Origin of the sequence: Pelomicrobium sp. (genome assembly GCF_036803785.1) — a bacterium.
Classification (GTDB): Bacteria; Pseudomonadota; Gammaproteobacteria; order Burkholderiales; family UBA6910; genus Pelomicrobium.
Genome location: NZ_DAIRTR010000049.1, coordinates 1 through 19,411, shown reverse-complemented (window position 1 = coordinate 19,411; position 19,411 = coordinate 1). Strand labels below are relative to the sequence as shown.

Annotated in this window: 20 protein-coding genes and 1 tRNA gene; 16 read left to right on the top strand and 5 right to left on the bottom strand. The window is 62.9% G+C overall.

Going from position 1 to position 19,411, the window contains the following annotated elements; genetic code table 11:
- On the bottom strand, positions 1-715 hold a 715-nt coding region (gene proS, locus V7Q81_RS07670), incomplete at its 3' end, for a proline--tRNA ligase (protein WP_333841634.1).
- A gap of 155 nt (positions 716-870) precedes the next feature.
- On the opposite strand from proS, the gene V7Q81_RS07665 reads away from it, so the two are divergent.
- From V7Q81_RS07665 to V7Q81_RS07635, 7 genes are all read left to right on the top strand, one after another.
- Positions 871-1,416, top strand: coding sequence for an RNA pyrophosphohydrolase (locus V7Q81_RS07665; RefSeq protein ID WP_333841632.1), 546 nt, complete (start codon positions 871-873; stop codon positions 1,414-1,416).
- A gap of 243 nt (positions 1,417-1,659) precedes the next feature.
- Positions 1,660-2,079: a rubrerythrin family protein gene (locus V7Q81_RS07660; protein ID WP_333841629.1), complete on the top strand. Its 420-nt coding sequence runs from the start codon at positions 1,660-1,662 to the stop codon at positions 2,077-2,079.
- A 108-nt stretch (positions 2,080-2,187) separates the two neighbouring features.
- A complete protein-coding gene (locus tag V7Q81_RS07655) occupies positions 2,188-3,534 on the top strand; it encodes a heterodisulfide reductase-related iron-sulfur binding cluster (protein ID WP_333841626.1) in 1,347 nt (448 codons plus the stop codon).
- 27 nt (positions 3,535-3,561) lie between these two features.
- A complete protein-coding gene (locus tag V7Q81_RS07650) occupies positions 3,562-3,939 on the top strand; it encodes a ferritin-like domain-containing protein (RefSeq protein ID WP_333841623.1) in 378 nt (125 codons plus the stop codon).
- Between the two features lies 1 nt (position 3,940).
- Entirely contained in the window at positions 3,941-4,750 is an 810-nt protein-coding gene (locus tag V7Q81_RS07645; RefSeq protein WP_333841622.1) for a family 1 encapsulin nanocompartment shell protein, read from the top strand.
- 44 nt (positions 4,751-4,794) lie between these two features.
- Complete coding sequence (locus tag V7Q81_RS07640; protein ID WP_333841620.1) at positions 4,795-5,385, top strand: DUF3501 family protein; 591 nt, start codon at positions 4,795-4,797, stop codon at positions 5,383-5,385.
- On the top strand, positions 5,382-5,927 hold the full coding sequence (locus tag V7Q81_RS07635; RefSeq protein ID WP_333841619.1) for a CNP1-like family protein: 546 nt from the start codon (positions 5,382-5,384) through the stop codon (positions 5,925-5,927). Before V7Q81_RS07640 ends, V7Q81_RS07635 begins: the two co-directional genes overlap by 4 nt.
- A gap of 124 nt (positions 5,928-6,051) precedes the next feature.
- Here V7Q81_RS07635 and proB read toward each other — a convergent pair whose 3' ends face one another.
- From proB to rplU, 4 genes are all read right to left on the bottom strand, one after another.
- The gene (gene proB, locus V7Q81_RS07630; protein WP_333841618.1) at positions 6,052-7,170 is read right to left on the bottom strand and encodes a glutamate 5-kinase; all 1,119 of its coding nucleotides are present in this window, start codon (positions 7,168-7,170) and stop codon (positions 6,052-6,054) included.
- Between the two features lie 6 nt (positions 7,171-7,176).
- Positions 7,177-8,232 (bottom strand): Obg family GTPase CgtA, encoded by a 1,056-nt coding sequence (gene cgtA / locus V7Q81_RS07625; protein ID WP_333841617.1) that lies wholly within the window; start codon positions 8,230-8,232, stop codon positions 7,177-7,179.
- Between the two features lie 253 nt (positions 8,233-8,485).
- Entirely contained in the window at positions 8,486-8,743 is a 258-nt protein-coding gene (gene rpmA / locus V7Q81_RS07620; protein ID WP_333841615.1) for a 50S ribosomal protein L27, read from the bottom strand.
- 25 nt (positions 8,744-8,768) lie between these two features.
- Entirely contained in the window at positions 8,769-9,083 is a 315-nt protein-coding gene (gene rplU, locus V7Q81_RS07615) for a 50S ribosomal protein L21 (RefSeq protein WP_333841613.1), read from the bottom strand.
- Between the two features lie 166 nt (positions 9,084-9,249).
- Between rplU and ispB the strand changes: the two genes are divergently transcribed.
- From ispB to V7Q81_RS07570, 9 genes are all read left to right on the top strand, one after another.
- On the top strand, positions 9,250-10,218 hold the full coding sequence (gene ispB, locus V7Q81_RS07610) for an octaprenyl diphosphate synthase (protein ID WP_333841611.1): 969 nt from the start codon (positions 9,250-9,252) through the stop codon (positions 10,216-10,218).
- A gap of 96 nt (positions 10,219-10,314) precedes the next feature.
- Positions 10,315-10,391, top strand: a tRNA-Pro gene (locus V7Q81_RS07605).
- Between the two features lie 186 nt (positions 10,392-10,577).
- On the top strand, positions 10,578-10,802 hold the full coding sequence (locus tag V7Q81_RS07600; protein WP_333841610.1) for a PP0621 family protein: 225 nt from the start codon (positions 10,578-10,580) through the stop codon (positions 10,800-10,802).
- Complete coding sequence (locus V7Q81_RS07595; protein ID WP_333841607.1) at positions 10,753-12,450, top strand: two-component system sensor histidine kinase NtrB; 1,698 nt, start codon at positions 10,753-10,755, stop codon at positions 12,448-12,450. The genes V7Q81_RS07600 and V7Q81_RS07595 overlap by 50 nt, the downstream gene beginning before the upstream one ends.
- Complete coding sequence (locus tag V7Q81_RS07590) at positions 12,410-13,786, top strand: sigma-54-dependent transcriptional regulator (protein WP_333841606.1); 1,377 nt, start codon at positions 12,410-12,412, stop codon at positions 13,784-13,786. Before V7Q81_RS07595 ends, V7Q81_RS07590 begins: the two co-directional genes overlap by 41 nt.
- A 65-nt stretch (positions 13,787-13,851) precedes the next feature.
- On the top strand, positions 13,852-14,415 hold the full coding sequence (ampD, locus tag V7Q81_RS07585; RefSeq protein ID WP_333841637.1) for a 1,6-anhydro-N-acetylmuramyl-L-alanine amidase AmpD: 564 nt from the start codon (positions 13,852-13,854) through the stop codon (positions 14,413-14,415).
- Between the two features lie 332 nt (positions 14,416-14,747).
- Entirely contained in the window at positions 14,748-17,603 is a 2,856-nt protein-coding gene (locus V7Q81_RS07580; protein WP_333841604.1) for a ribonucleoside-diphosphate reductase subunit alpha, read from the top strand.
- Between the two features lie 99 nt (positions 17,604-17,702).
- Positions 17,703-18,836, top strand: a complete 1,134-nt coding sequence (locus V7Q81_RS07575; protein WP_333841603.1) for a ribonucleotide-diphosphate reductase subunit beta — start codon at positions 17,703-17,705, stop codon at positions 18,834-18,836.
- Between the two features lie 2 nt (positions 18,837-18,838).
- Positions 18,839-19,108: a DUF2442 domain-containing protein gene (locus tag V7Q81_RS07570; protein ID WP_333841601.1), complete on the top strand. Its 270-nt coding sequence runs from the start codon at positions 18,839-18,841 to the stop codon at positions 19,106-19,108.
- Positions 19,109-19,411 lie beyond the last annotated feature (303 nt).

Sequence of the window (19,411 nt, the reverse complement as noted above, 5' to 3'; positions counted from 1 at the left end):
ATGCTTCCGCCAGCTCCACGTTGGCCGCGTAGTCGGAATCGGGGCAATAGGCGATGGCATCCTCACCGGCGTCGGCCAGCACGTGGAACTCATGGGAAGCGCTGCCACCGATGGCGCCGGGATCGGCGGCGACTGCGCGAAACTTGAGCCCCAGGCGCGCGAAGATGCGGCTGTAGGTGTCGTACATGACCCGGTAGGTGGCCTCCAGACTCGCCCGATCGGCATGAAAGGAATAGGCGTCCTTCATGAGAAATTCCCGGGCCCGCATGACCCCGAAACGGGGGCGGATCTCGTCCCGGAATTTGGTCTGGATCTGATAGAGGTTGACTGGAAGCTGGCGGTAGCTCTTGATCTCCCGCCGGGCCAGATCCGTGATCACCTCCTCGTGGGTGGGGCCGTAGCAAAAGTCCCGCTGGTGGCGGTCTTTGATTTTGAGCATGAGGGGACCGAAGGCCTCCCAGCGGCCCGACTCCTGCCACAGCTCGGCGGGTTGCACGGCAGGCATCAGCAACTCGATGGCGCCAGCAGCGTTCATCTCCTCCCGCACGATGGCTTCCACCTTGCGCAACACCCGCAATCCCAAAGGCATCCAGGTGTAGAGCCCGCTGCCTAGGCGCCGGATAAGCCCTGCGCGTAGCATCAGCTTATGGCTGACGATTTCCGCCTCGGCGGGCGCCTCTTTGAGCGTGGAAAGGAAGAATCGGGATACCCGCATGCTGCAAGTCCTTCGCGAAGAAGAAATTCTACAGGGGAAGGCAAAATCCTGTCAGGCCGCTCCGAAAGCGAGGGGGCGGCTGACCAGGGGCGCTTTCCTTACGTTTCAAAATGTGAAAAAATCGAACCGGTTCATGAAATTGTACGGGTGATGCCATGATCGACCGAGATGGATATCGCCCCAACGTTGGAATCATTCTGCTCAATGCCAAGAACGAGGTCTTCTGGGGGAAGCGAGTCAAACAGCATTCCTGGCAGTTCCCGCAAGGTGGGATCAAGCCGGGGGAGACGCCCGAGCAAGCCATGTATAGGGAGTTGCGCGAGGAGGTGGGGCTCGGTCCCGAGCACGTACGGATCTTGGGGCGCACGCGCGGCTGGCTACGCTACGATGTCCCGCCCCAATGGCTGCGCCGAGACTGGCGCGGCCACTACCGGGGGCAGAAGCAGATCTGGTTCCTGTTGAGGTTCGTGGGCCGAGATTGCGACGTGTGCCTGCGGGCCACCGATCACCCGGAATTCGACGCCTGGTGCTGGTACGAGTATTGGGGGCCGTTGGACGCCGTGGTCGAATTCAAGCGCTTGGTCTACCAACAGGCCCTCACTGAGCTGGCCCGTTATCTGGAGCCGCCACGGAGCCGCCGGCGGTCCCGGCCGCGCCGCCCGCCGATGCCAGCCCTCGCGGGAGAATCAGGCGGAGCCTGAGGAGTTCGCCAGAGGGCACCGTATCTAAGCTGCCGGGTGCTTTGTGCCTCGGCGTCGTGGCTCCGTCCGTCGCCGCCAAGAAAAAAGCGCGAAGACCGCCCGCCGAGGGCTGGAAGCCGTTGACGAGGGGAGCGCATTGAATTAGACTAAGTCTAAATTTTGACCTTGGGCTAAATGTGCTGTCCCGAGATCGACTCTTCGGGAAAGTCCTTGGCCCTTTCACTTGAAGAAAGGAGAGCGTCCATGCAACTCAAAGGATCCAAGACCCACGAAAACCTCAAGTACGCGTTTGCTGGCGAATCCCAGGCCAATCGACGTTATCTTTACTTTGCCGCCAAGGCGGACGTGGAGGGCTACAACGACGTGGCGGCGGTGTTCCGCTCTACGGCGGAGGGGGAGACCGGTCATGCCCATGGCCACTTGGAATACCTGGAGCAGTGCGGCGACCCGGTCACCGATCTCCCTATTGGTCCCACGCCGGATAACCTGAAGTCGGCCATTGCGGGCGAGACCCACGAGTACACCGACATGTACCCCGGCATGGCCAAGACTGCCCGGGAGGAGGGTTTCGACGAGATCGCCGACTGGTTCGAGACCCTGGCAAAGGCGGAGCGCTCCCACGCCAATCGCTTCCAGAAGGCCCTGGATACGTTGGGCCAATAATTCGCCACGCGGCGCCACACTCAGGGCCGGTCCTCCGGCCCTGATTTTTGGATGGGGCGCCTGTTCCTCGCCAGCCGAGACTCAGCCAGCCAGAGGAGTTTCCGTATCATGCCGACGCCGGTCGATCCCCCCCGCGAGGGAAGCCTGGAAGCGCCCACCCGGCATCCGCTCAAGTGGCGGGAGGCGCAGTTCTATGACGAAGGAGCCCTGTTCGCCGAGCTGGAGCGGGTATACGACATCTGCCACGGTTGCCGGCGCTGCGTGAGCCTGTGCAATGCGTTTCCGACCTTGTTCGACCTGGTGGACGCCTCGGAGACGATGGAGGTGGACGGGGTGGCGAAGCAGGACTACTGGAAAGTGGTGGACCACTGCTATCTCTGCGACCTGTGCTACATGACAAAATGCCCCTACGTGCCGCCCCATCCGTGGAACGTGGACTTTCCGCACTTGATGTTGCGGGCCAAGGCCTTTCGCTTCAAGCATGGTAAGACCCGCTTCCGGGACCGAGTGCTCTCCTCCACCGACGCGGTGGGTAAGCTCGCAGCGATTCCCGTGGTGGCCCAGGCCGTGAATGCAGCCAACCGAAGCCCAGCCCTGCGCAAGGTCCTGGAGAAAACCCTGGGCATTCACCCGGACGCCCTACTACCCGAGTACCAGTGGCGCACGGCACGGCGGCGCTTGAAAGGGCGCACGAGCCTCGCTGCCCATCCCGAGGTGGCGGGCCGGACTCGCGGGCGGGTGGCCCTGTTCACCACCTGTTACGGCAATTACAACGAGCCCCAGCTCGCCGAGGACCTGGTCAAAGTGTTCGAGCACAATGGCATCGCTCTTACGCTGCTCGGCCACGAACGCTGCTGCGGTATGCCGAAGCTCGAGCTTGGGGACCTGGACTCCGTTGCCCGCGCCAAGCAGGAGAACATTCCGGCTCTGTTGGAAGTGGTCGAGAAGGGATGGGACGTGGTGGCGCCTGTGCCTTCTTGTGTGCTCATGTTCAAGCAGGAGCTACCCCTCATGTTCCCGGAGGACGAAGCCGTAGCAAAGGTGCGGGAGCGAATTTTCGATCCGTTCGAATACCTGGCTCTGCGCCACAAGGAGGGCAAGCTCAAACTGGATTTCAAGCAGCCCTTGGGCAAGGTGAGCTATCATGCCGCCTGTCACCTGCGGGTGCAGAACATCGGTCTCAAGACTCGGGAGGTCCTCCAGTTGATCCCCGGCACCGAACTGGACCTGATTGAGCGCTGCTCGGGCCATGACGGGACCTACGCGGTAAAAAGTGAATTCCATGAGACATCCATGAAAATCGGCCGACCGGTGGTGAACCGCGTTCGTCAAAAGGAACCGGACTACTACGCGAGCGATTGTCCGATCGCTGGGCACCAGATTGAGAACGGGCTCAAGGACGGCCGCAAGCCCACCCATCCCCTCACCCTGCTGCGGATGGCTTACGGCATATGAGGCCGAAAGAGAGAAAGGAGAAAATCCATGGCAGTTAGCAGTGCGGGCTATCACGAACCCCTGGAGCAGATCTCCGAGCAAACGAGAGATCTGCATCGAGCGCTCGTTTCCCTGCAGGAAGAGCTGGAGGCGGTGGACTGGTATCGGCAGCGGGCTGATGCCTGTGCCGACCCTGCGCTCAAGGAAATCCTTCTGCATAACATGCGCGAGGAAATCGAGCACGCCTGCATGGTGCTGGAATGGCTGCGCAGGAGCCATCCCGATTTCGAGCGTCACCTGAAGACCTACCTCTTTACCGAAGCGCCTATTACCGAAGTGGAGGAGGTCGATACGGGCAAATCGAGCGCGGTCCCGATGGGGTTGAGGCTTACCATCGGTTCGCTGAAGCAAAGGGAGGGTCAGTGAAATGAAATATCTCAATCGGGATCAGGCGCCTTTCCCTTCCCACCTGTGGGATAAGATCGATGAGCAAGCAGTCAAGAGCGCACGGGGTCTGCTTACCGGCCGTCGCTTCCTGGACCTGGAAGGACCTTACGGCATGGGGCTCACCTCGGTGGAGATTGGCGCCGACGATTACTGCCGGCAGCCGGCGGAAGGAGAGGCGGGGGCGGTGATCAGTCGTGCCATATCGGTACCCATGATCCGCAAGCGATTCGATCTCAGCGTGCGCCGGCTGGAAGCCCATGTGACGATGGGCGAGCCTCTCAACCTCAACGCGCTCGCCGCCGCGGCGGAAGCGGTTGCCCGGCGAGAGGAGGAGTTCATCTACTACGGCCAGGAGGGTTTCCACCTAGAGGGCCTGATGAACGCGAAGGGCCGCAGCCGAGTGAAGCGTGGTGACTGGAAAAACTTGGAGCAAGCCTTGAACGATGTGCTCGCTGCGGTGAACGCATTGGATTCGAATGGCCTGCATGGTCCTTACGCCCTGGCGCTGGAGCCCGCTTTGTACAACAGCCTTTTCCGTCGTTACGAGGGCACTGACATGCTCCAGGTGGAGCATTTAAAGCGCTTGTGTGAGCTGGGAATTTACAAGGCGGGGATCAAGGGGGCCGTCCTGGTGGACCCGCGCGTCGGCCGCATCGTGGTGGGGCAGGACCTGATGGCCGGCTACGCCGGCAACGATGGAATCCACTACCAGCTCTTTCTCTCGGAGAGTCTGGTGCTCACGATCGACGAGCCCCGAGCCATTTGCACACTGGAAAGCGAGGGGCCGTGATGCAGACGGCCCCGAATGTCGGAGCAACGGAGAGGATGTCAGCGATGCCGAGAATCACGCGAGAGAGCCTGTTGTCTCTGGAGGATTATGCCAAGGCAAGGGCCGATTTCCGGGCCCGGGTGATGGCGCACAAGAAAAACCGCAAGGTGAGGCTGGGTGAGCATGTGACTTTGCATTTCGAAGACGAGCTCACCATGCGCTACCAGATTCAGGAGATGCTGCGCGCCGAGCGCATCTTCGAGGAGGAGGGGATTCAGGACGAGCTGGAAGCTTACAATCCTTTGGTGCCCGATGGCAGTAACTGGAAGGTCACCATGATGATCGAGTACCCAGATCTAAACGAGCGCAAGGTGATGCTGAAAAAGCTGATCGGTATCGAGGACCGGGTCTGGGTGCGCATCGATGAGCTCCCCCGGGTCTATGCCATCGCAGACGAGGACCTGGAACGGGAGACGCCGGAGAAGACCTCTTCAGTGCACTTCCTGCGTTTCGAGCTGACGCCCGAGATGATCCGGGCGTTGCGCGCCGGGGCAAGACTCGCCATTGGTGTCGATCATCCGCAATACACCGCGGTGGTCGATCCGGTCGATGCCCAAGTGCGAGAGTCGCTGCTCAACGACCTCCAGAGCGCATGATCCGCTTCCTTCGTCCCGGCTTGTCCCTCCTGCTGGCTGCCGGTCTGGCGCTTCCCGGCTGGGCCCAGACCTTCCATGGCCTGGAAGGATACGTGGAAGAGGAAGAGCAGGCGTGGAGCGAGCTGGAGACCCGCTTGCCCCCCTATCCCGAGGCGGAAAACCTGATCGAGTTCCGGGTGTCACCGACCCTGCCGTTTCGCTATTTTGTGGACGCGGCTTCCATCCAGGTGGGGCAGGACGGGGTGGTGCGCTACGTCCTGGTGGTGCGAGGCTCAGACGGGACGAACACAGTGAGCTTCGAGGGCATGCGCTGTGCCACCCGGGAGCTGAAGCGCTACGCCTTCGGCCGGGGGGAGGGCCTATGGTCCAAGGCGCGCAATCCCCGATGGATTCCCATCGAGGCCCAGCGGCAGACCCTGCACCAGCGGGTGCTCTACTACGATTTCTTCTGCCCAGGAAAGATGCCGGTCAGGACCCCGGAAGAAGCCGTGGCAGCGCTCAAGGCGGGCATCCATCCGGAATCCCTCAACGCTGTTCGCTAGGGCGGTACGCCGGCTCCCCTTTTCTGGGGCCCTGCAGTTTGAGAGCGGAACCCAATTGCAGCTTTGCCCGCCCCGCTTAACCTGCGCGGCAGGTTAGACCTTCGCAGCGATTGGGTGTGCGTGGTTACAGCAACACCAGATTGTCCCGGTGGATGAGCTCGGGCTCGTCCACGTAGCCCAGAATTGCCTCGATCTCGTGGCTCGGCCGACGCAGGATTTTGCGCGTCTCTTCGGCGTTGTAGTTGACCAGCCCCCGGGCCACCTCCCGGCCGTCCGGAGCGATGCAGGCGACCACTTCCCCCCGGTCGAAGTCCCCGACCGCATCCACTACGCCGATGGGCAGCAGGCTTTTTCCTTGCTCGAGGAGCACCTTTACCGCGCCAGCGTCCAGCATTAGGCGGCCCCGTACTTGCAGATGATCAGCGAGCCATTGCTTGCGGGCGGTGATGGGCGCCTGCTCCGTGATAAGCAGGGTGCCGATGCGTTCTCCCGCGGCCAGTCGCACCAGCACATCGGGCTCGTGGCCGCTCGCGATCACCGTGGCCGCGCCGCTACGGGCTGCCCGCTTGGCGGCGAGCACCTTGGTGAGCATGCCCCCTTTGGCGATGGCGGAGCCCACCCCGCCCGCCATACGCTCCAGGGCGGGATCGCCTGCCCGGGCCTCACCGATGAGTCGCGCCTCGGGGTGCTGGCGCGGATCCGCTTCGAACAGCCCCTGCTGGTCGGTGAGGATGATGAGGCATTCGGCCTCGATGAGATTGGTGACCAGAGCCGCCAGGGTGTCGTTGTCCCCGAACTTGATCTCGTCGGTGACCACCGTGTCGTTCTCGTTGATGACCGGCACCACGTTCAGGGCGAGCAGGGTAAGGAGCGTCGAGCGAGCATTGAGGTAACGCTTGCGGTCGGCCAGGTCGTCGTGGGTGAGCAAAATTTGGGCCGCATGTAGGCCGTAGGTGCGGAAGCACGATTCGTAAGCCTGCACGAGCCCCATCTGGCCCACGGCCGCCGCCGCCTGCAGCTCATGCAGGGCGTGGGGGCGCCGCCTCCAGCCGAGACGCTGCAGCCCCTCGGCGATCGCCCCCGAGGAGACCAGGGCCACTTGTCTTCCATCCCGGCGCAGCCGAGCGATCTGTTCCGCCCAGCGGGCAAGGGCATCATGGTCAAGCCCCCGGCCGTCGTTGGTTACGAGGCTACTGCCCACTTTGACCACTAGACGTCGGGCTCTTGCAACGACGGAACCCATGGCCTCTTAGCCTGCCTCTTCCTGGGCGGTGAGGGTCGACGCTGCATCTAAGGGCGTCGCTTCCAGGTGGTCCATGACGGCATAGGCGAGCTCCCGGCAGCCTTCCCCGGTGAGCGCCGAGATGGCGAAGGTGGGGCCCTGCCAGCGGTAGGCGCGCACGAACCGCTGGATCGCCTGCTGGCGCGCTTGGGCAGGCAGCAGGTCCACCTTGTTGAGCACTAGCCAGCGGGGTTTGCGATGGAGGGCCGGGTCGTACTTCTTGAGCTCCTGCACGAGCGCCCGAGCCTCCCGGACTGGGTCGGTCTGGGGATTGAGGGGCGCGATATCCACCAGGTGGAGGAGAAGGCGAGTGCGGGCTAGGTGGCGTAGGAACTGATGGCCCAGCCCCGCCCCTTCGGCGGCGCCCTCGATGAGACCGGGAATGTCGGCGACCACGAAGCTGCGGTGTGCTTCCACCCGCACCAGCCCCAGATGGGGGTGGAGGGTGGTGAAAGGATAATCGGCCACCTTGGGCCGGGCGGCCGACAGGGCGCGTAACAAGGTGGACTTGCCGGCGTTGGGCAGGCCCAGCAGCCCCACGTCGGCGAGAAGCTTTAACTCCAACCTGAGCGTCCGCTCCTCTCCCGGCTCGCCCCGGGTGAACTGGCGCGGTGCCCGGTTGGTACTGGATTTGAAGTGCAGATTGCCCAGTCCGCCAGCACCTCCCTTGGCCACCCGGGCGGTCTGGCCGGGAGTGCTCAGATCCGCCAGCACTTCACCCGTTTCGGCATCGGTAACGATCGTCCCCACCGGCACCCGCAAATGGAGGTCGCGCCCGCTTTTGCCGTAGCAGTCCGAGCCTCGACCGTTTTCCCCGTTGCCGGCGCGAAAAATCCGCTCATGGCGGTAGTCCACCAAGGTGTTCAAATTCGCATCGGCCACTAGGTAGACACTGCCGCCGCGGCCTCCATCGCCCCCGTTGGGGCCACCTCGCGGCACGTACTTCTCGCGCCGAAAGCTTGCCACGCCGTCGCCGCCTTTCCCGGCCACGACGCGAATGAGGGCTTCGTCGATGAATTTCACTTATCCGGTCCTTCACAGCGTCGGCGCTAGCGCATCCTGCCTACCGGCAGCCGCTGCCCGCCCGCCTCGAGGAGTTCCTTGGTCCCCTGGCAGGTCTAAATGGGAGCTGTCCGATGTCCTTAGACATCGGTGGAACAAAAAAGCCCTATCCACGTGATAGGGCCTTTACCCCGCGGGCCGCGTTCCCCCGTTCGGGTGGCATCGGTGCCAGATCAGCACGTCGGCCGCGACGCAACCGCCTGGCGGGCAGCGGTCAAGTCGGGATGATGCTCACCGTCTTTTGCCGCAGGGGGCCTTTCACTGCGAACTGCACCCGGCCCGCCACCTTGGCGAAGAGGGTGTGGTCCCGGCCCATGCCCACATTTTCCCCGGGATGTACCTGGGTGCCCCGCTGCCGGACGATAATCTCGCCGGCGTTTACCCGCTGTCCGCCGAACCGCTTGATCCCCAGGCGTTTCGATTCCGATTCGCGCCCATTCCTCGAGCTGCCGCCAGCTTTCTTGTGTGCCATGTGGGAACTCCTGGTTTAACTTCTTTTAGGCGACTTCGATCCCGTCGATCCGGATCTCGGTATAAATTTGCCGATGGCCTTGGGTCTTGCGGTAATGCTTGCGCCGGCGCAGCTTGAAGATCTTGATTTTCTCCCCCTTGCGCTGGCCGAGCACCGTGGCTTTCACCGCCGCTCCTGGGACCAAGGGTGTGCCGGTCTTCACTTGTTCGCCGTCGGCGATCAAGAGGACCTGATCGAGCACTACCTCGCTGCCCGCTCCTGCCGGGAGCTTTTCGATCAGAAGCTTGTCTCCCGCAGAGACCCGGTATTGTTTGCCGCCGGTTTTCACTACCGCGTACATGCCAATCTCCGAAAGCCTGTTTTTTCAAAACTATAAAGTATATCCAGGAAAGGAGGGGCGGTCAAAGGAAGGGAGCGGGTGCAGGAGTTTCCCCGGTCTTCCGCTGCTTTCGCCTTGACACTGGGGAGGCCCGTTCCTACCATGAGCCCCTTTTCTCGTCGCCGGCATGCCCATCGAAGCCATCCGCGATTTCGCCAAGGAAGACCTGAACGCCGTCGATCGGGTCATTCGGCAGCGGCTGCACTCGGACGTGCCCCTGATCCGGCAGGTGAGCGAATACATCGTTCAGAGCGGCGGCAAGCGCCTGCGGCCCCTGGTCCTGATCCTGGCGGCCCGGGCCTGTGGATACTCCGGCACCGACCACCATGAGCTCGCCGCGGTGGTAGAGTTCATCCATACCGCTACCCTGCTGCACGACGACGTGGTGGATGAGTCCGCGCTGCGCCGTGGCCGGGCAACCGCCAACGCCTTGTTTGGCAACGCCGCCAGTGTGCTGGTGGGCGACTTCCTCTATTCCCGGGCGTTCCAGATGATGGTGGGCGTGGGCAGCATGGCTGTCATGCGGGTGCTCGCCGACGCGACCAACACCATTGCCGAGGGCGAAGTGCTGCAGCTCATGAACTGCCACGACGCCGACATCGATGAGGAGCGCTATCTGCGGGTGATCCGCTTCAAGACGGCCAAGCTGTTTGAGGCGGCCAGCCGGCTGGGGGCTATTTTGGGCGGCGTTGAGTCTCGCATCGAGCAGTCGATGGCCTCTTACGGCATGCACTTAGGCACAGCCTTCCAGCTGATCGACGACGTGCTCGACTACTCCGGGGATCTGCACCAGACCGGCAAGAACTTGGGTGACGACTTGGCCGAAGGCAAGGCCACCTTGCCCCTAATCTACGCCATGCGCACGGGTTCTCCCGAGCAGGCGGCCCTGATCCGCGCCGCCATCGAGAGGGGAGGGACCGAAGAGTTTCCGTTGGTTCTGCGCACTATCCAGGAGACCGGGGCCCTGGAGTACACTCGGGCGCGGGCCGCGGCAGAATCCGGTCTTGCGGTGGCCATGCTGGAGCCCCTTGCGCCCACGCGCTACAAGGAATGTCTGCTACAATTAGCCGATTTTGCGGTGACGCGAACATATTAGACGTTTTCGCGCCCGATTTCCCGCCGGAAAGCGGCGCACAGGCGTAAAAAGGCGTCCGGATGAAGGTGGGGACGGCAAGCGTAGTGTTGATTGCTTCGGGGTGTAGCTCAGCCTGGTAGAGTACTGCGTTCGGGACGCAGGTGTCGGAGGTTCAAATCCTCTCACCCCGACCATTTTGCCTCTGCCGATCCCGCGGCGCTGGGAAGGCGTCCTTGAGGACGAAGGGATGGCCACTCCGAGACCTTGGCGCCCGGGCTCGGCAGGAAGGGGCCGAGCGGGCGAACCCTTTGGGCATGAGGGCAGACACCGTTGGGACCGCCCGGCAGTCCGGAAAGCCGCCGGGTCGAGGAGGGTGACCGATGGGCAAGTTGCTCCTGGTCGCCCTCGTCGTCCTGGTCGTCTTCTGGATCCTCAAGGCCTATCGCAAACACGTCGAGCGCCCTTCCTCCACCCATCCGCCGCCCGCCGTGGAAGACATGGTGCGTTGCGCCCATTGCGGTATTCACGTTCCCCGTAGCGAAAGCCTCTCGAGCGGTGAGCGCCACTACTGCAGCGAAGAGCACCGGCGTCTCCACGGGGGCTGAGCAGCCGCCCGGATCGGCCGAAGCGGACAGGCAGGCCACCGCGGCCTACCCGCCCCCGCCTTTCTGGCGTTCCCTCGCCTATTTCAACGCGTACCGGCTTGCCCTCGGTGTCATCCTTCTCGGGGCGGTACTGCTGTTGGGTCCCGAGTTGATCCTCGCCTCCACCGACCGCCGGCTCTACCTGATCGCCGCAATCGGCTATCTCGCTAGCGCAGCGGTTTTCGTCGCCATGATCTGGGCGCGTCGGGTGCGCTTCAGCGTGCAGCTCGCTCTCCAGGTGGCGGCGGACGTGCTTTTCGTCACCTTGATGCTCCACGCGAGCGGTGGCATGCGCAGCGCCCTCGGCCTGCTGCTCCTGCCCACCCTAGCCGCGGCTGGGCTGATCGCCCAGGGCCGGATGGTGCTGTTCTTCGCTTCCCTCGCCAGCATGGCGGTGCTCGCCGAGGCGGCCTATGGCGTGATCAGCGAGCAGCGCTCTAGCGCTGATTTCTTTCCCACGGGGCTGCTGTGCGTTGGCTATTTCGCCACGGCCTGGCTGGCTCATGCCCTGGCCCGGCGGGTCGTGGAAAGCGAAAAGCTCGCCCACCAGCACGGCATGCGACTCGCGAGCATGGCTCAGATCAATCAGCTGGTGATCCAGGACATGCACGATGGCGTGCTGGTCCTCGATGGAGACGGCCGGGTCCTGCAGCGCAACTCCCAGGCCGAACGGCTGCTCGGCCTTGTCCCTGGGACCGGGCAGGGATTGGAGGTCGGACAGCTGTTGCCGGTGCTTGGCGAGCGGCTGCGCCAGTGGCGAGAAAACCCGGAGACGCGCTTCGATCTGCTGCGGGTCTCCTCCACTAATCGGCTGATACGCCCGCGCTTCGTTCCGACCGGCGATGGTGCCAAGGGCGGAGCAGTGCTCTTTCTCGAGGACATGAGCCGGATCCAATCCCAGGCCCAGCAGCTCAAACTCGCTGCCCTCGGTCGGTTGACCGCCAACATCGCCCACGAGATCCGTAACCCCCTCTCGGCCATCAGTCACGCGGCCGAGCTCCTGATGGAGGAGCGGGATATCAACCCTACCCAGCAGCGGCTGCTGAGCATTATCCGCGACAATACCCAGCGGCTAGAGCGCATGGTGAAGGAGGTGCTGCAGTTAAACCGTCGGGATCGAGTCAATGCCGAGGTCTTCCGGCCCGAGCCGTTTCTGCGCACTTTCGTGGAGGAATTCTGCCACGGACAGCGGGTGCCCCAGGAAGCCTTCCTGATCGAGGTGGAAACGGATCGGACCGTGTGCTTTGACCGTGGCCATTTGAATCAGGTATTGTGGAATTTGTGCAGCAATGCCTGGCGGCACTGCCGCAAGGTGCCCGGAAGCGTGCGGCTGCGGGCCGTGGACGGAGTCACTCCCAACCAAGTGTGCCTCGACGTGATTGACGACGGTCCGGGCATCGACCCCAAGCTGCGAGCCCAACTCTTCGAGCCCTTCTTTACCACGGCGCCGACGGGCACTGGGCTCGGGCTCTTCATCGCTCGCGAGATCTGCGACGCCAATGGGGCGACGCTGGACTGTCTCGATACCGGCGGGGGAGGGTATTTCAGGGTGGTATGCAGGAGGGATCATGTTAAAGCGCAAAGAGCGAGCGACGCGATCCGGCTCTAGCGAGGGGCAGGTGCCCAAGGTGCTCGTGGTGGATGACGAGGCAGACATCTTGGAGCTGCTGGAGCTTACCCTGCTGCGCATGGGGCTCGACGTGGAGCGGGCGGCGAGTCTCGCCGAGGCGAAAGACAAGCTCGCTCACGGCGGCTTCGATCTGTGCCTCACCGATATGCGCCTGCCCGACGGCACGGGATTGGAGCTGGTCAGTCATATCGCTGCCCGCTGCGCCGACGTGCCGGTCGCCGTGATCACCGCCCACGGTAGCACCGAGAATGCGGTCGCCGCCCTCAAGGCGGGTGCTTTCGACTACCTCGCCAAGCCCGTGTCCCTGGACCAGCTGCGCACCCTGGTGAAGTCGGCCTTGAACCTGCCCAAGGAGACATCTGCCAAGACCGCGCCCGAGGCGCTGCGACTGATTGGAGAATCAGCGGCCATCGCCCATGTGCGGGAGATGATCGAGAAGCTTTCCCGTAGCCAGGCCCCCGTCTATATCAGTGGCGAGTCCGGCAGTGGTAAGGAGCTGGCAGCCCGGCTTATCCACGAGGCGAGTGCCCGACGCTCTAAACCGTTCGTGCCGGTCAACTGTGGCGCCATCCCCGAGAACCTCATGGAAAGCGAGTTCTTCGGCTATCGCAAAGGAGCTTTCACCGGAGCGGAGAGCGACCGGGACGGCTTTTTCCAGGCAGCCAACGGCGGTACCCTTTTTCTGGACGAGGTGGCCGACCTACCCCTGGCGATGCAGGTAAAGCTCCTGCGGGCGATCCAGGAGAAACGGGTCCGCAAAGTGGGTTCTACCCAGGAAGAGCCGGTGGATGTGCGCATCATCAGCGCTACCCACCAGAACCTGGGGCGCTGTGTGGAGGAGGGGCGTTTCCGTCAGGACCTCTATTACCGGTTGAACGTGATCGAGCTCAAGATGCCGGCACTGCGGGAAATGCGAGAGGATGTGCCTCGCATTGCCGAGTCGATCCTCGCTCGGCTTACCCGCGATGGTCCGACGTGCCGCTTGTCGCCGCAGGCGCTTCAGGCGCTCACCGCCTACGACTTTCCGGGCAACGTGCGGGAGCTGGAGAACATCCTGGAGCGGGCCGTGGCCCTGTCCGGTAGCGGAGTGATCCAAGTGGAGGATCTGCAACTTACCCCCCCGGCCGAGGCATCCGAGGCAACGCCCACCCTGGAGGGTAAGTGGCCCCTGCAGGAATACCTGGACCGGGTCGAGAAAGAGGCGATCCTGGAAGCCTTGGAGAAGACCCGCTTCAACCGGACCGCGGCGGCTAAACTCCTCGGGATCACTTTCCGCGCCCTGCGCTACCGCATGGAGCGCTTGGGGATCCAATGAGCGAAGGGTCGGGCACCGCTCCTGGCTCGCCAGAGTCCGTTTCCGATCAGGACCTGGGCGACTGCTTGAGGATCGACGAGTACGGCCTGGTCCAGGGCGCCCAGTACATCCCTTCACCCAACTGGGATGAACGCCCGGCGGGGACGGCCATCCGGCTCCTGGTCATTCACGCCATCAGCCTGCCTCCCGGGGAGTTCGGGGGGGGCGGCATCATCGAGCTCTTTACCAACCGGCTCGATCCCGAGGCCCATCCCTACTATCGCCAGGTCGCCGGCCTCAAAGTGTCAGCCCATTTTCTGCTGCGCCGCAACGGAACCCTCGTCCAGTTCGTTCCATGCCTCAAACGCGCCTGGCATGCCGGTGCCTCCAACTGGCGAGGCCTGGAGCGCTGCAACGACTTTTCCATCGGGATCGAGCTGGAGGGCTGCGATTGGCTCCCCTTCGAAGAAGTTCAATACCGCGGCCTTGACCGCCTGACGCAGGCCTTGCGCTCGATCTACCCCATCGAAGACATCGTGGGTCATTCCGACATTGCCCCCGGCCGCAAAACCGACCCCGGCCCGTGTTTCGACTGGGCTCGCTACCGCGCAGCCCGAGGTTGCTCCGCGCGTCTCACCAAGAAGGATTGAGCCTCGGCTCAGTCGTCGAACGTCCGCCACTGTGCTTTCCCAGGCGGGTGCTTGGAGCGCGGTCGAAACGCACCCTTCCTGCTGGAACCCTCGCCGATGTGGCTTGCCGGAATTCATCCGGCTGGACCGGAATGCCCTCTCTTTTTTCCCGCCGCTTTTTCATGCGACGGAAATGGGTTGCACTCCTGCAGATCGTCTACTACTATTGGTGGCAGAAGCAGAATCCAAGCACAAGATATAGTGGCCACAAGATATAGTGTTCATATAAATACCACGGCACAAGATGGCCACAGATTGAACCAAATCATCGAGCTCTGAGGGGAGATTTCAGGATGCAACTCGTCACAAAAGGAGAGCGCAGCTCGTTCGCGACGCCAGCGCCGGGGGGGAGCCCCGACGCCTCACTTCATCAAGACTCGCCCTACGCCCAATACAAGGTCATCCGACGCAACGGCGCCGTGGTGGGATTCGAGCCGGCCAAGATCGCCATCGCCATGACCAAGGCCTTCATCGCGGTGAACGGCGGCCAGGGGGCCGCTTCCGCCCGAGTGCGGGAACGGGTGGCCCAGTTGACTGAGGCGGTGGTGAACGCGCTATCGCGACGCCAGCCGGGCGGTGGCACGTTCCACATCGAGGACATCCAGGACCAGGTGGAGCTCGCCCTTATGCGCGCTGGTGAGCACGCCGTGGCCCGAGCCTACGTCCTTTATCGGGAGGAGCGGGCTCGGGAACGCGCCCGGCAGAAGCAGGCGCGGGAGGCCGCGGAGGCGCCGGCGCTGCACGTCGTGGAGGCGGGCAGCCGCCGCCCGCTGGACGTGGAGCGCCTGAAGCGCCTGATCGAGGCTTCGTGCGAGGGTCTGGGCGAGGCGGTTCGGCCGGATCTGGTCTTACAGGCCACGCTACGCGACCTCTACGACGGCGTGCCGGCGGAGGAGGTGAGGAAATCCTCGGTGCTGGCTGCTCGCTCCCTGATCGAGAAGGATCCGGCCTATAGCTACGTGACCGCTCGCCTGCTCCTGCACTCGATCCGGCACGAGGTTCTCGGGGGCGATGTGACCCAGGCGGAGATGACGCAGCGTTACGCCGAGTATTTCCCCGAGTTCATCGCCCGGGGTATCCAGGCAGAGCTGCTGGACGAGCGGCTCGGGGAGTTCGACCTAAAGCGCCTGGGGGCGGCCCTCGATGCATCCCGGGACCTCAAGTTCGGCTACCTGGGGCTCCAGACCCTGTACGACCGCTACTTTCTCCACGTGGACGGCCGACGCATCGAGCTACCCCAGGCCTTCTTCATGCGGGTGGCCATGGGTCTCGCGCTCAACGAGATCGACCGGGAGGCTCGCGCCATCGAGTTCTATGACGTGCTGTCGAGCTTCCGTTTCATGAGCTCGACCCCCACGCTATTCAATTCCGGCACCCGGCACAGCCAGCTCTCGAGCTGCTATCTCACCACGGTCTCCGATGACTTGGACGGCATCTTCCAGGCAATCAAGGAAAATGCCCTGCTGCAGAAGTTTGCCGGAGGGCTGGGAAACGACTGGACCCCGGTGCGGGCGCTGGGCAGCCATATCAAAGGCACCAATGGCAAGAGCCAGGGGGTGATTCCCTTCCTCAAGGTGGTGAACGATACGGCCGTTGCCGTCAACCAGGGGGGCAAGCGCAAGGGGGCGGTCTGCTCCTACCTCGAGACCTGGCACCTGGACATTGAGGAGTTCCTGGAGCTCAGAAAGAACACCGGGGACGACCGGCGCCGAACCCATGACATGAACACCGCCAACTGGGTGCCCGATCTGTTCATGAAGCGGGTGATGGAGGGGGGTGAGTGGACCCTGTTCTCTCCCAACGAGGTGCCGGACTTGCACGACAAGTATGGGAAGGCTTTCGAAGAGGCCTATATCGCCTACGAGGAAAAGGCGGCTCGGGGGGAGATCAGGCTCTACAAGAGGATTCCCGCGGTGCAGCTGTGGCGCAAGATGCTCACCATGCTGTTCGAGACCGGGCATCCCTGGATCACGTTCAAAGACCCGTGCAACATCCGCTCGCCCCAGCGCCACGTGGGAGTGGTGCACAGCTCCAACCTTTGTACCGAGATCACCCTCAACACCTCGGAAGCCGAAATCGCCGTGTGCAACCTGGGCTCGGTCAACCTGGCAGCCCACCTTACGGATGGCAAGCTGGATGCGGAAAGGCTGCGCCGGACCATCTCCACGGCCATGCGCATGCTGGACAACGTGATCGACGTCAACTATTACGCGGTGGGCAAGGCGCGCACCTCCAACCTTCGGCACCGCCCGGTGGGGCTCGGTATCATGGGCTTCCAGGATTGCCTGCACATGCTGCGCATCCCCTACGCGTCCGAAGAGGCGGTGGAATTCGCCGATCGGTCCATGGAAATGGTGGCTTACTACGCCTATTGGGCTTCCACCGAGCTTGCGGAGGAGCGAGGGCGCTACGCCAGCTATCCCGGCAGCCTATGGGACCGGGGCATCCTGCCCCAGGACTCTCTTGACCTCTTGGCCGAGGAGCGGGGAGGGTATCTGGAAGTGGACCGCTCCGCTACTCTGGACTGGCAGGCTCTGCGGGAACGGATCCGCAAGCACGGCATGCGTAACTCCAACTGCATCGCCATCGCCCCCACCGCCACCATCGCCAACATCGTGGGCGTGTCGGCCTCCATCGAGCCCACCTACCAGAATCTGTACGTAAAGTCGAACCTGTCAGGCGAATTCACTGTCGCCAACCAGTACCTGGTGGACGATCTCAAGCGCCTGGGGATGTGGGACGAGGTGATGATCGCAGACCTTAAGTACTTCGACGGCAGCCTTTCCCGGATCGATCGCATCCCGCCGGAGATCCGCAAGCTCTACGCCACCGCCTTCGAGATCGATCCCAAGTGGCTCATCGAGGCGGCAGCCCGGCGCCAGAAATGGATCGACCAGGCCCAGTCCCTGAACTTGTACATGGCAGGCGCTTCCGGCAAAAAGCTGGATGAGATCTACAAGCTCGCCTGGATCAGGGGACTCAAGACCACCTATTACCTGAGAACCCTAGCGGCCACCAGCGCCGAAAAATCGACGGTGCGCGCCGGTGCGCTGAACGCCGTCCCCGCGGAAGGGGGCGTGGAAGAAACCACCTCGGTCGAGCCCAGGCTCTGCGCCATTGGCGATCCGGAGTGCGAGTCCTGCCAGTAGACAGGGGCTAGAGGTCAGGCGAGAAGGATTAGTCAGGAAAGGGCATGGGGCTAATCCGATTGCCCGAGCCATAGCAGACGAACATGGAGGAAATAAATTATGTTGGGTTTTGAAGACGACCTCGTGAGCCGACCCCGGGGCGTCCAGGCTCTGGGAATCCCTGGCGGCACGCCAGCGGCAAGACCGATAGCCGTTATGGACAATGCTTTCGCCTACCGCCGCATCCGGGTGGAAGACAAACGCATCATCAACGGCCAAACCGATGTCAACCAACTGGTGCCGTTCAAATACAAGTGGGCCTGGGAGAAATACTTGGCCGCCTGCGCCAACCACTGGATGCCCCAGGAGATCAACATGAACCGGGACATCGCCTTGTGGAAGGACCCCGATGGGCTTTCTCCAGACGAGCGGCTCATCGTCAAGCGCAACCTGGGCTTTTTTGTCACCGCCGACTCGCTCGCAGCGAACAATATCGTGCTCGGGACTTACCGCCACATCACCGCTCCCGAGTGCCGCCAGTACCTGCTGCGCCAGGCCTTCGAAGAGGCGATCCATACCCACGCTTACCAGTACATCGTGGAATCCCTGGGGCTGGACGAGGGGGAGATCTTCAATGCCTACCACGAAATCCCCTGCATCCGGGACAAGGACGAGTTCCTAATCCCCTTCATCGACACCCTGACAGACCCCTCCTTTAGGACCGGTACCCGGGAAGCCGATCAGCAGCTGTTGAGGAGTCTCATTGTCTTCGCCTGCATCATGGAGGGGCTCTTCTTCTACGTGGGCTTCGTCCAGATCCTGGCCCTTGGGCGGCAGAACAAAATGACTGGATCGGCTGAGCAATACCAGTACATCCTGCGGGACGAGTCGATGCACTGCAACTTCGGCATCGATCTCATCAACCAGATTAAGCTGGAGAACCCCCACCTCTGGACACCGGAGTTCAGGCAGGAGATCGCCGGGCTCATCCGCTGCGGCGTGGAGCTTGAGTACCGCTACGCCGAGGACACCATGCCACGAGGAGTGTTGGGCCTGAACGCCGCCATGTTCAAGGAATACCTGCGCTTCATCGCCAACCGGCGCTGCCAGCAGATCGGTCTAGATCCCCTCTACCCCGGTGCCACCAACCCGTTCCCCTGGATGAGCGAGATGATCGACCTTAAGAAGGAGAAAAACTTCTTCGAGACCCGGGTGATCGAGTATCAAGTGGGCGGCACCCTGAGCTGGGATTGATCATGGACGCGCTGCTGTGCCAGGTCGCCGAAGTGCGTGCCGAGGCGAATTACACCCTGTGGGTTCGGTTCGAGGACGGCGTCGAAGGGCGCGTCTGCCTGGGCCCGCTGGTGGGCAAGGGTAAGTTCCGAGCATGGCTCGACGAGGATGCTTTCCGCGAGGTCAGCATTGACCCGCGCAGTAATGTGCTATCTTGGGAAAGTGGAGTCGAGCTCGACGCCGATGTGTTGTACTACGATCTCATCAACAAGGCCAAGCTGGCCATGCACTAGAGCACAGGCCGTGGGCGGCGACAGGCTACTGCAGGCCGCGGTAGGCGGGCGGATCACCGCCGGCCATGCCGCGTCCGGTGGTAGGGGGCACGCGAGTGCCAAGTGTTGTACCTTGTGTACGTAACTTGATAGGAGGTTGACCATGGCAACAAAGAAACCCGCAGCCAAGAAGGCTGCCAAACCAGCGGCGAGGAAGCCTGCGGCCAAGAAGAAGGCCACGGCAAAGAAGCCTGCCGCTAAGAAGAAAGCGCCGGCGAAGAAGACCGCAGCCAAGAAGAAGGCTCCCGCCAAGAAGAAGGCGGC

Bases quoted from the DNA above. Each gene is read 5' to 3' on its own strand.
- V7Q81_RS07665 (WP_333841632.1), top strand. From the start codon at position 871: ATGATCGACCGAGATGGATATCGCCCCAACGTTGGAATCATTCTGCTC.
- V7Q81_RS07660 (WP_333841629.1), top strand. From the start codon at position 1,660: ATGCAACTCAAAGGATCCAAGACCCACGAAAACCTCAAGTACGCGTTT.
- V7Q81_RS07655 (WP_333841626.1), top strand. From the start codon at position 2,188: ATGCCGACGCCGGTCGATCCCCCCCGCGAGGGAAGCCTGGAAGCGCCC.
- V7Q81_RS07650 (WP_333841623.1), top strand. From the start codon at position 3,562: ATGGCAGTTAGCAGTGCGGGCTATCACGAACCCCTGGAGCAGATCTCC.
- V7Q81_RS07645 (WP_333841622.1), top strand. From the start codon at position 3,941: ATGAAATATCTCAATCGGGATCAGGCGCCTTTCCCTTCCCACCTGTGG.
- V7Q81_RS07640 (WP_333841620.1), top strand. From the start codon at position 4,795: ATGCCGAGAATCACGCGAGAGAGCCTGTTGTCTCTGGAGGATTATGCC.
- V7Q81_RS07635 (WP_333841619.1), top strand. From the start codon at position 5,382: ATGATCCGCTTCCTTCGTCCCGGCTTGTCCCTCCTGCTGGCTGCCGGT.
- proB (WP_333841618.1), bottom strand. From the start codon at position 7,170: ATGGGTTCCGTCGTTGCAAGAGCCCGACGTCTAGTGGTCAAAGTGGGC.
- rpmA (WP_333841615.1), bottom strand. From the start codon at position 8,743: ATGGCACACAAGAAAGCTGGCGGCAGCTCGAGGAATGGGCGCGAATCG.
- rplU (WP_333841613.1), bottom strand. From the start codon at position 9,083: ATGTACGCGGTAGTGAAAACCGGCGGCAAACAATACCGGGTCTCTGCG.
- ispB (WP_333841611.1), top strand. From the start codon at position 9,250: ATGCCCATCGAAGCCATCCGCGATTTCGCCAAGGAAGACCTGAACGCC.
- V7Q81_RS07600 (WP_333841610.1), top strand. From the start codon at position 10,578: ATGGGCAAGTTGCTCCTGGTCGCCCTCGTCGTCCTGGTCGTCTTCTGG.
- V7Q81_RS07590 (WP_333841606.1), top strand. From the start codon at position 12,410: ATGTTAAAGCGCAAAGAGCGAGCGACGCGATCCGGCTCTAGCGAGGGG.
- V7Q81_RS07580 (WP_333841604.1), top strand. From the start codon at position 14,748: ATGCAACTCGTCACAAAAGGAGAGCGCAGCTCGTTCGCGACGCCAGCG.
- V7Q81_RS07575 (WP_333841603.1), top strand. From the start codon at position 17,703: ATGTTGGGTTTTGAAGACGACCTCGTGAGCCGACCCCGGGGCGTCCAG.
- V7Q81_RS07570 (WP_333841601.1), top strand. From the start codon at position 18,839: ATGGACGCGCTGCTGTGCCAGGTCGCCGAAGTGCGTGCCGAGGCGAAT.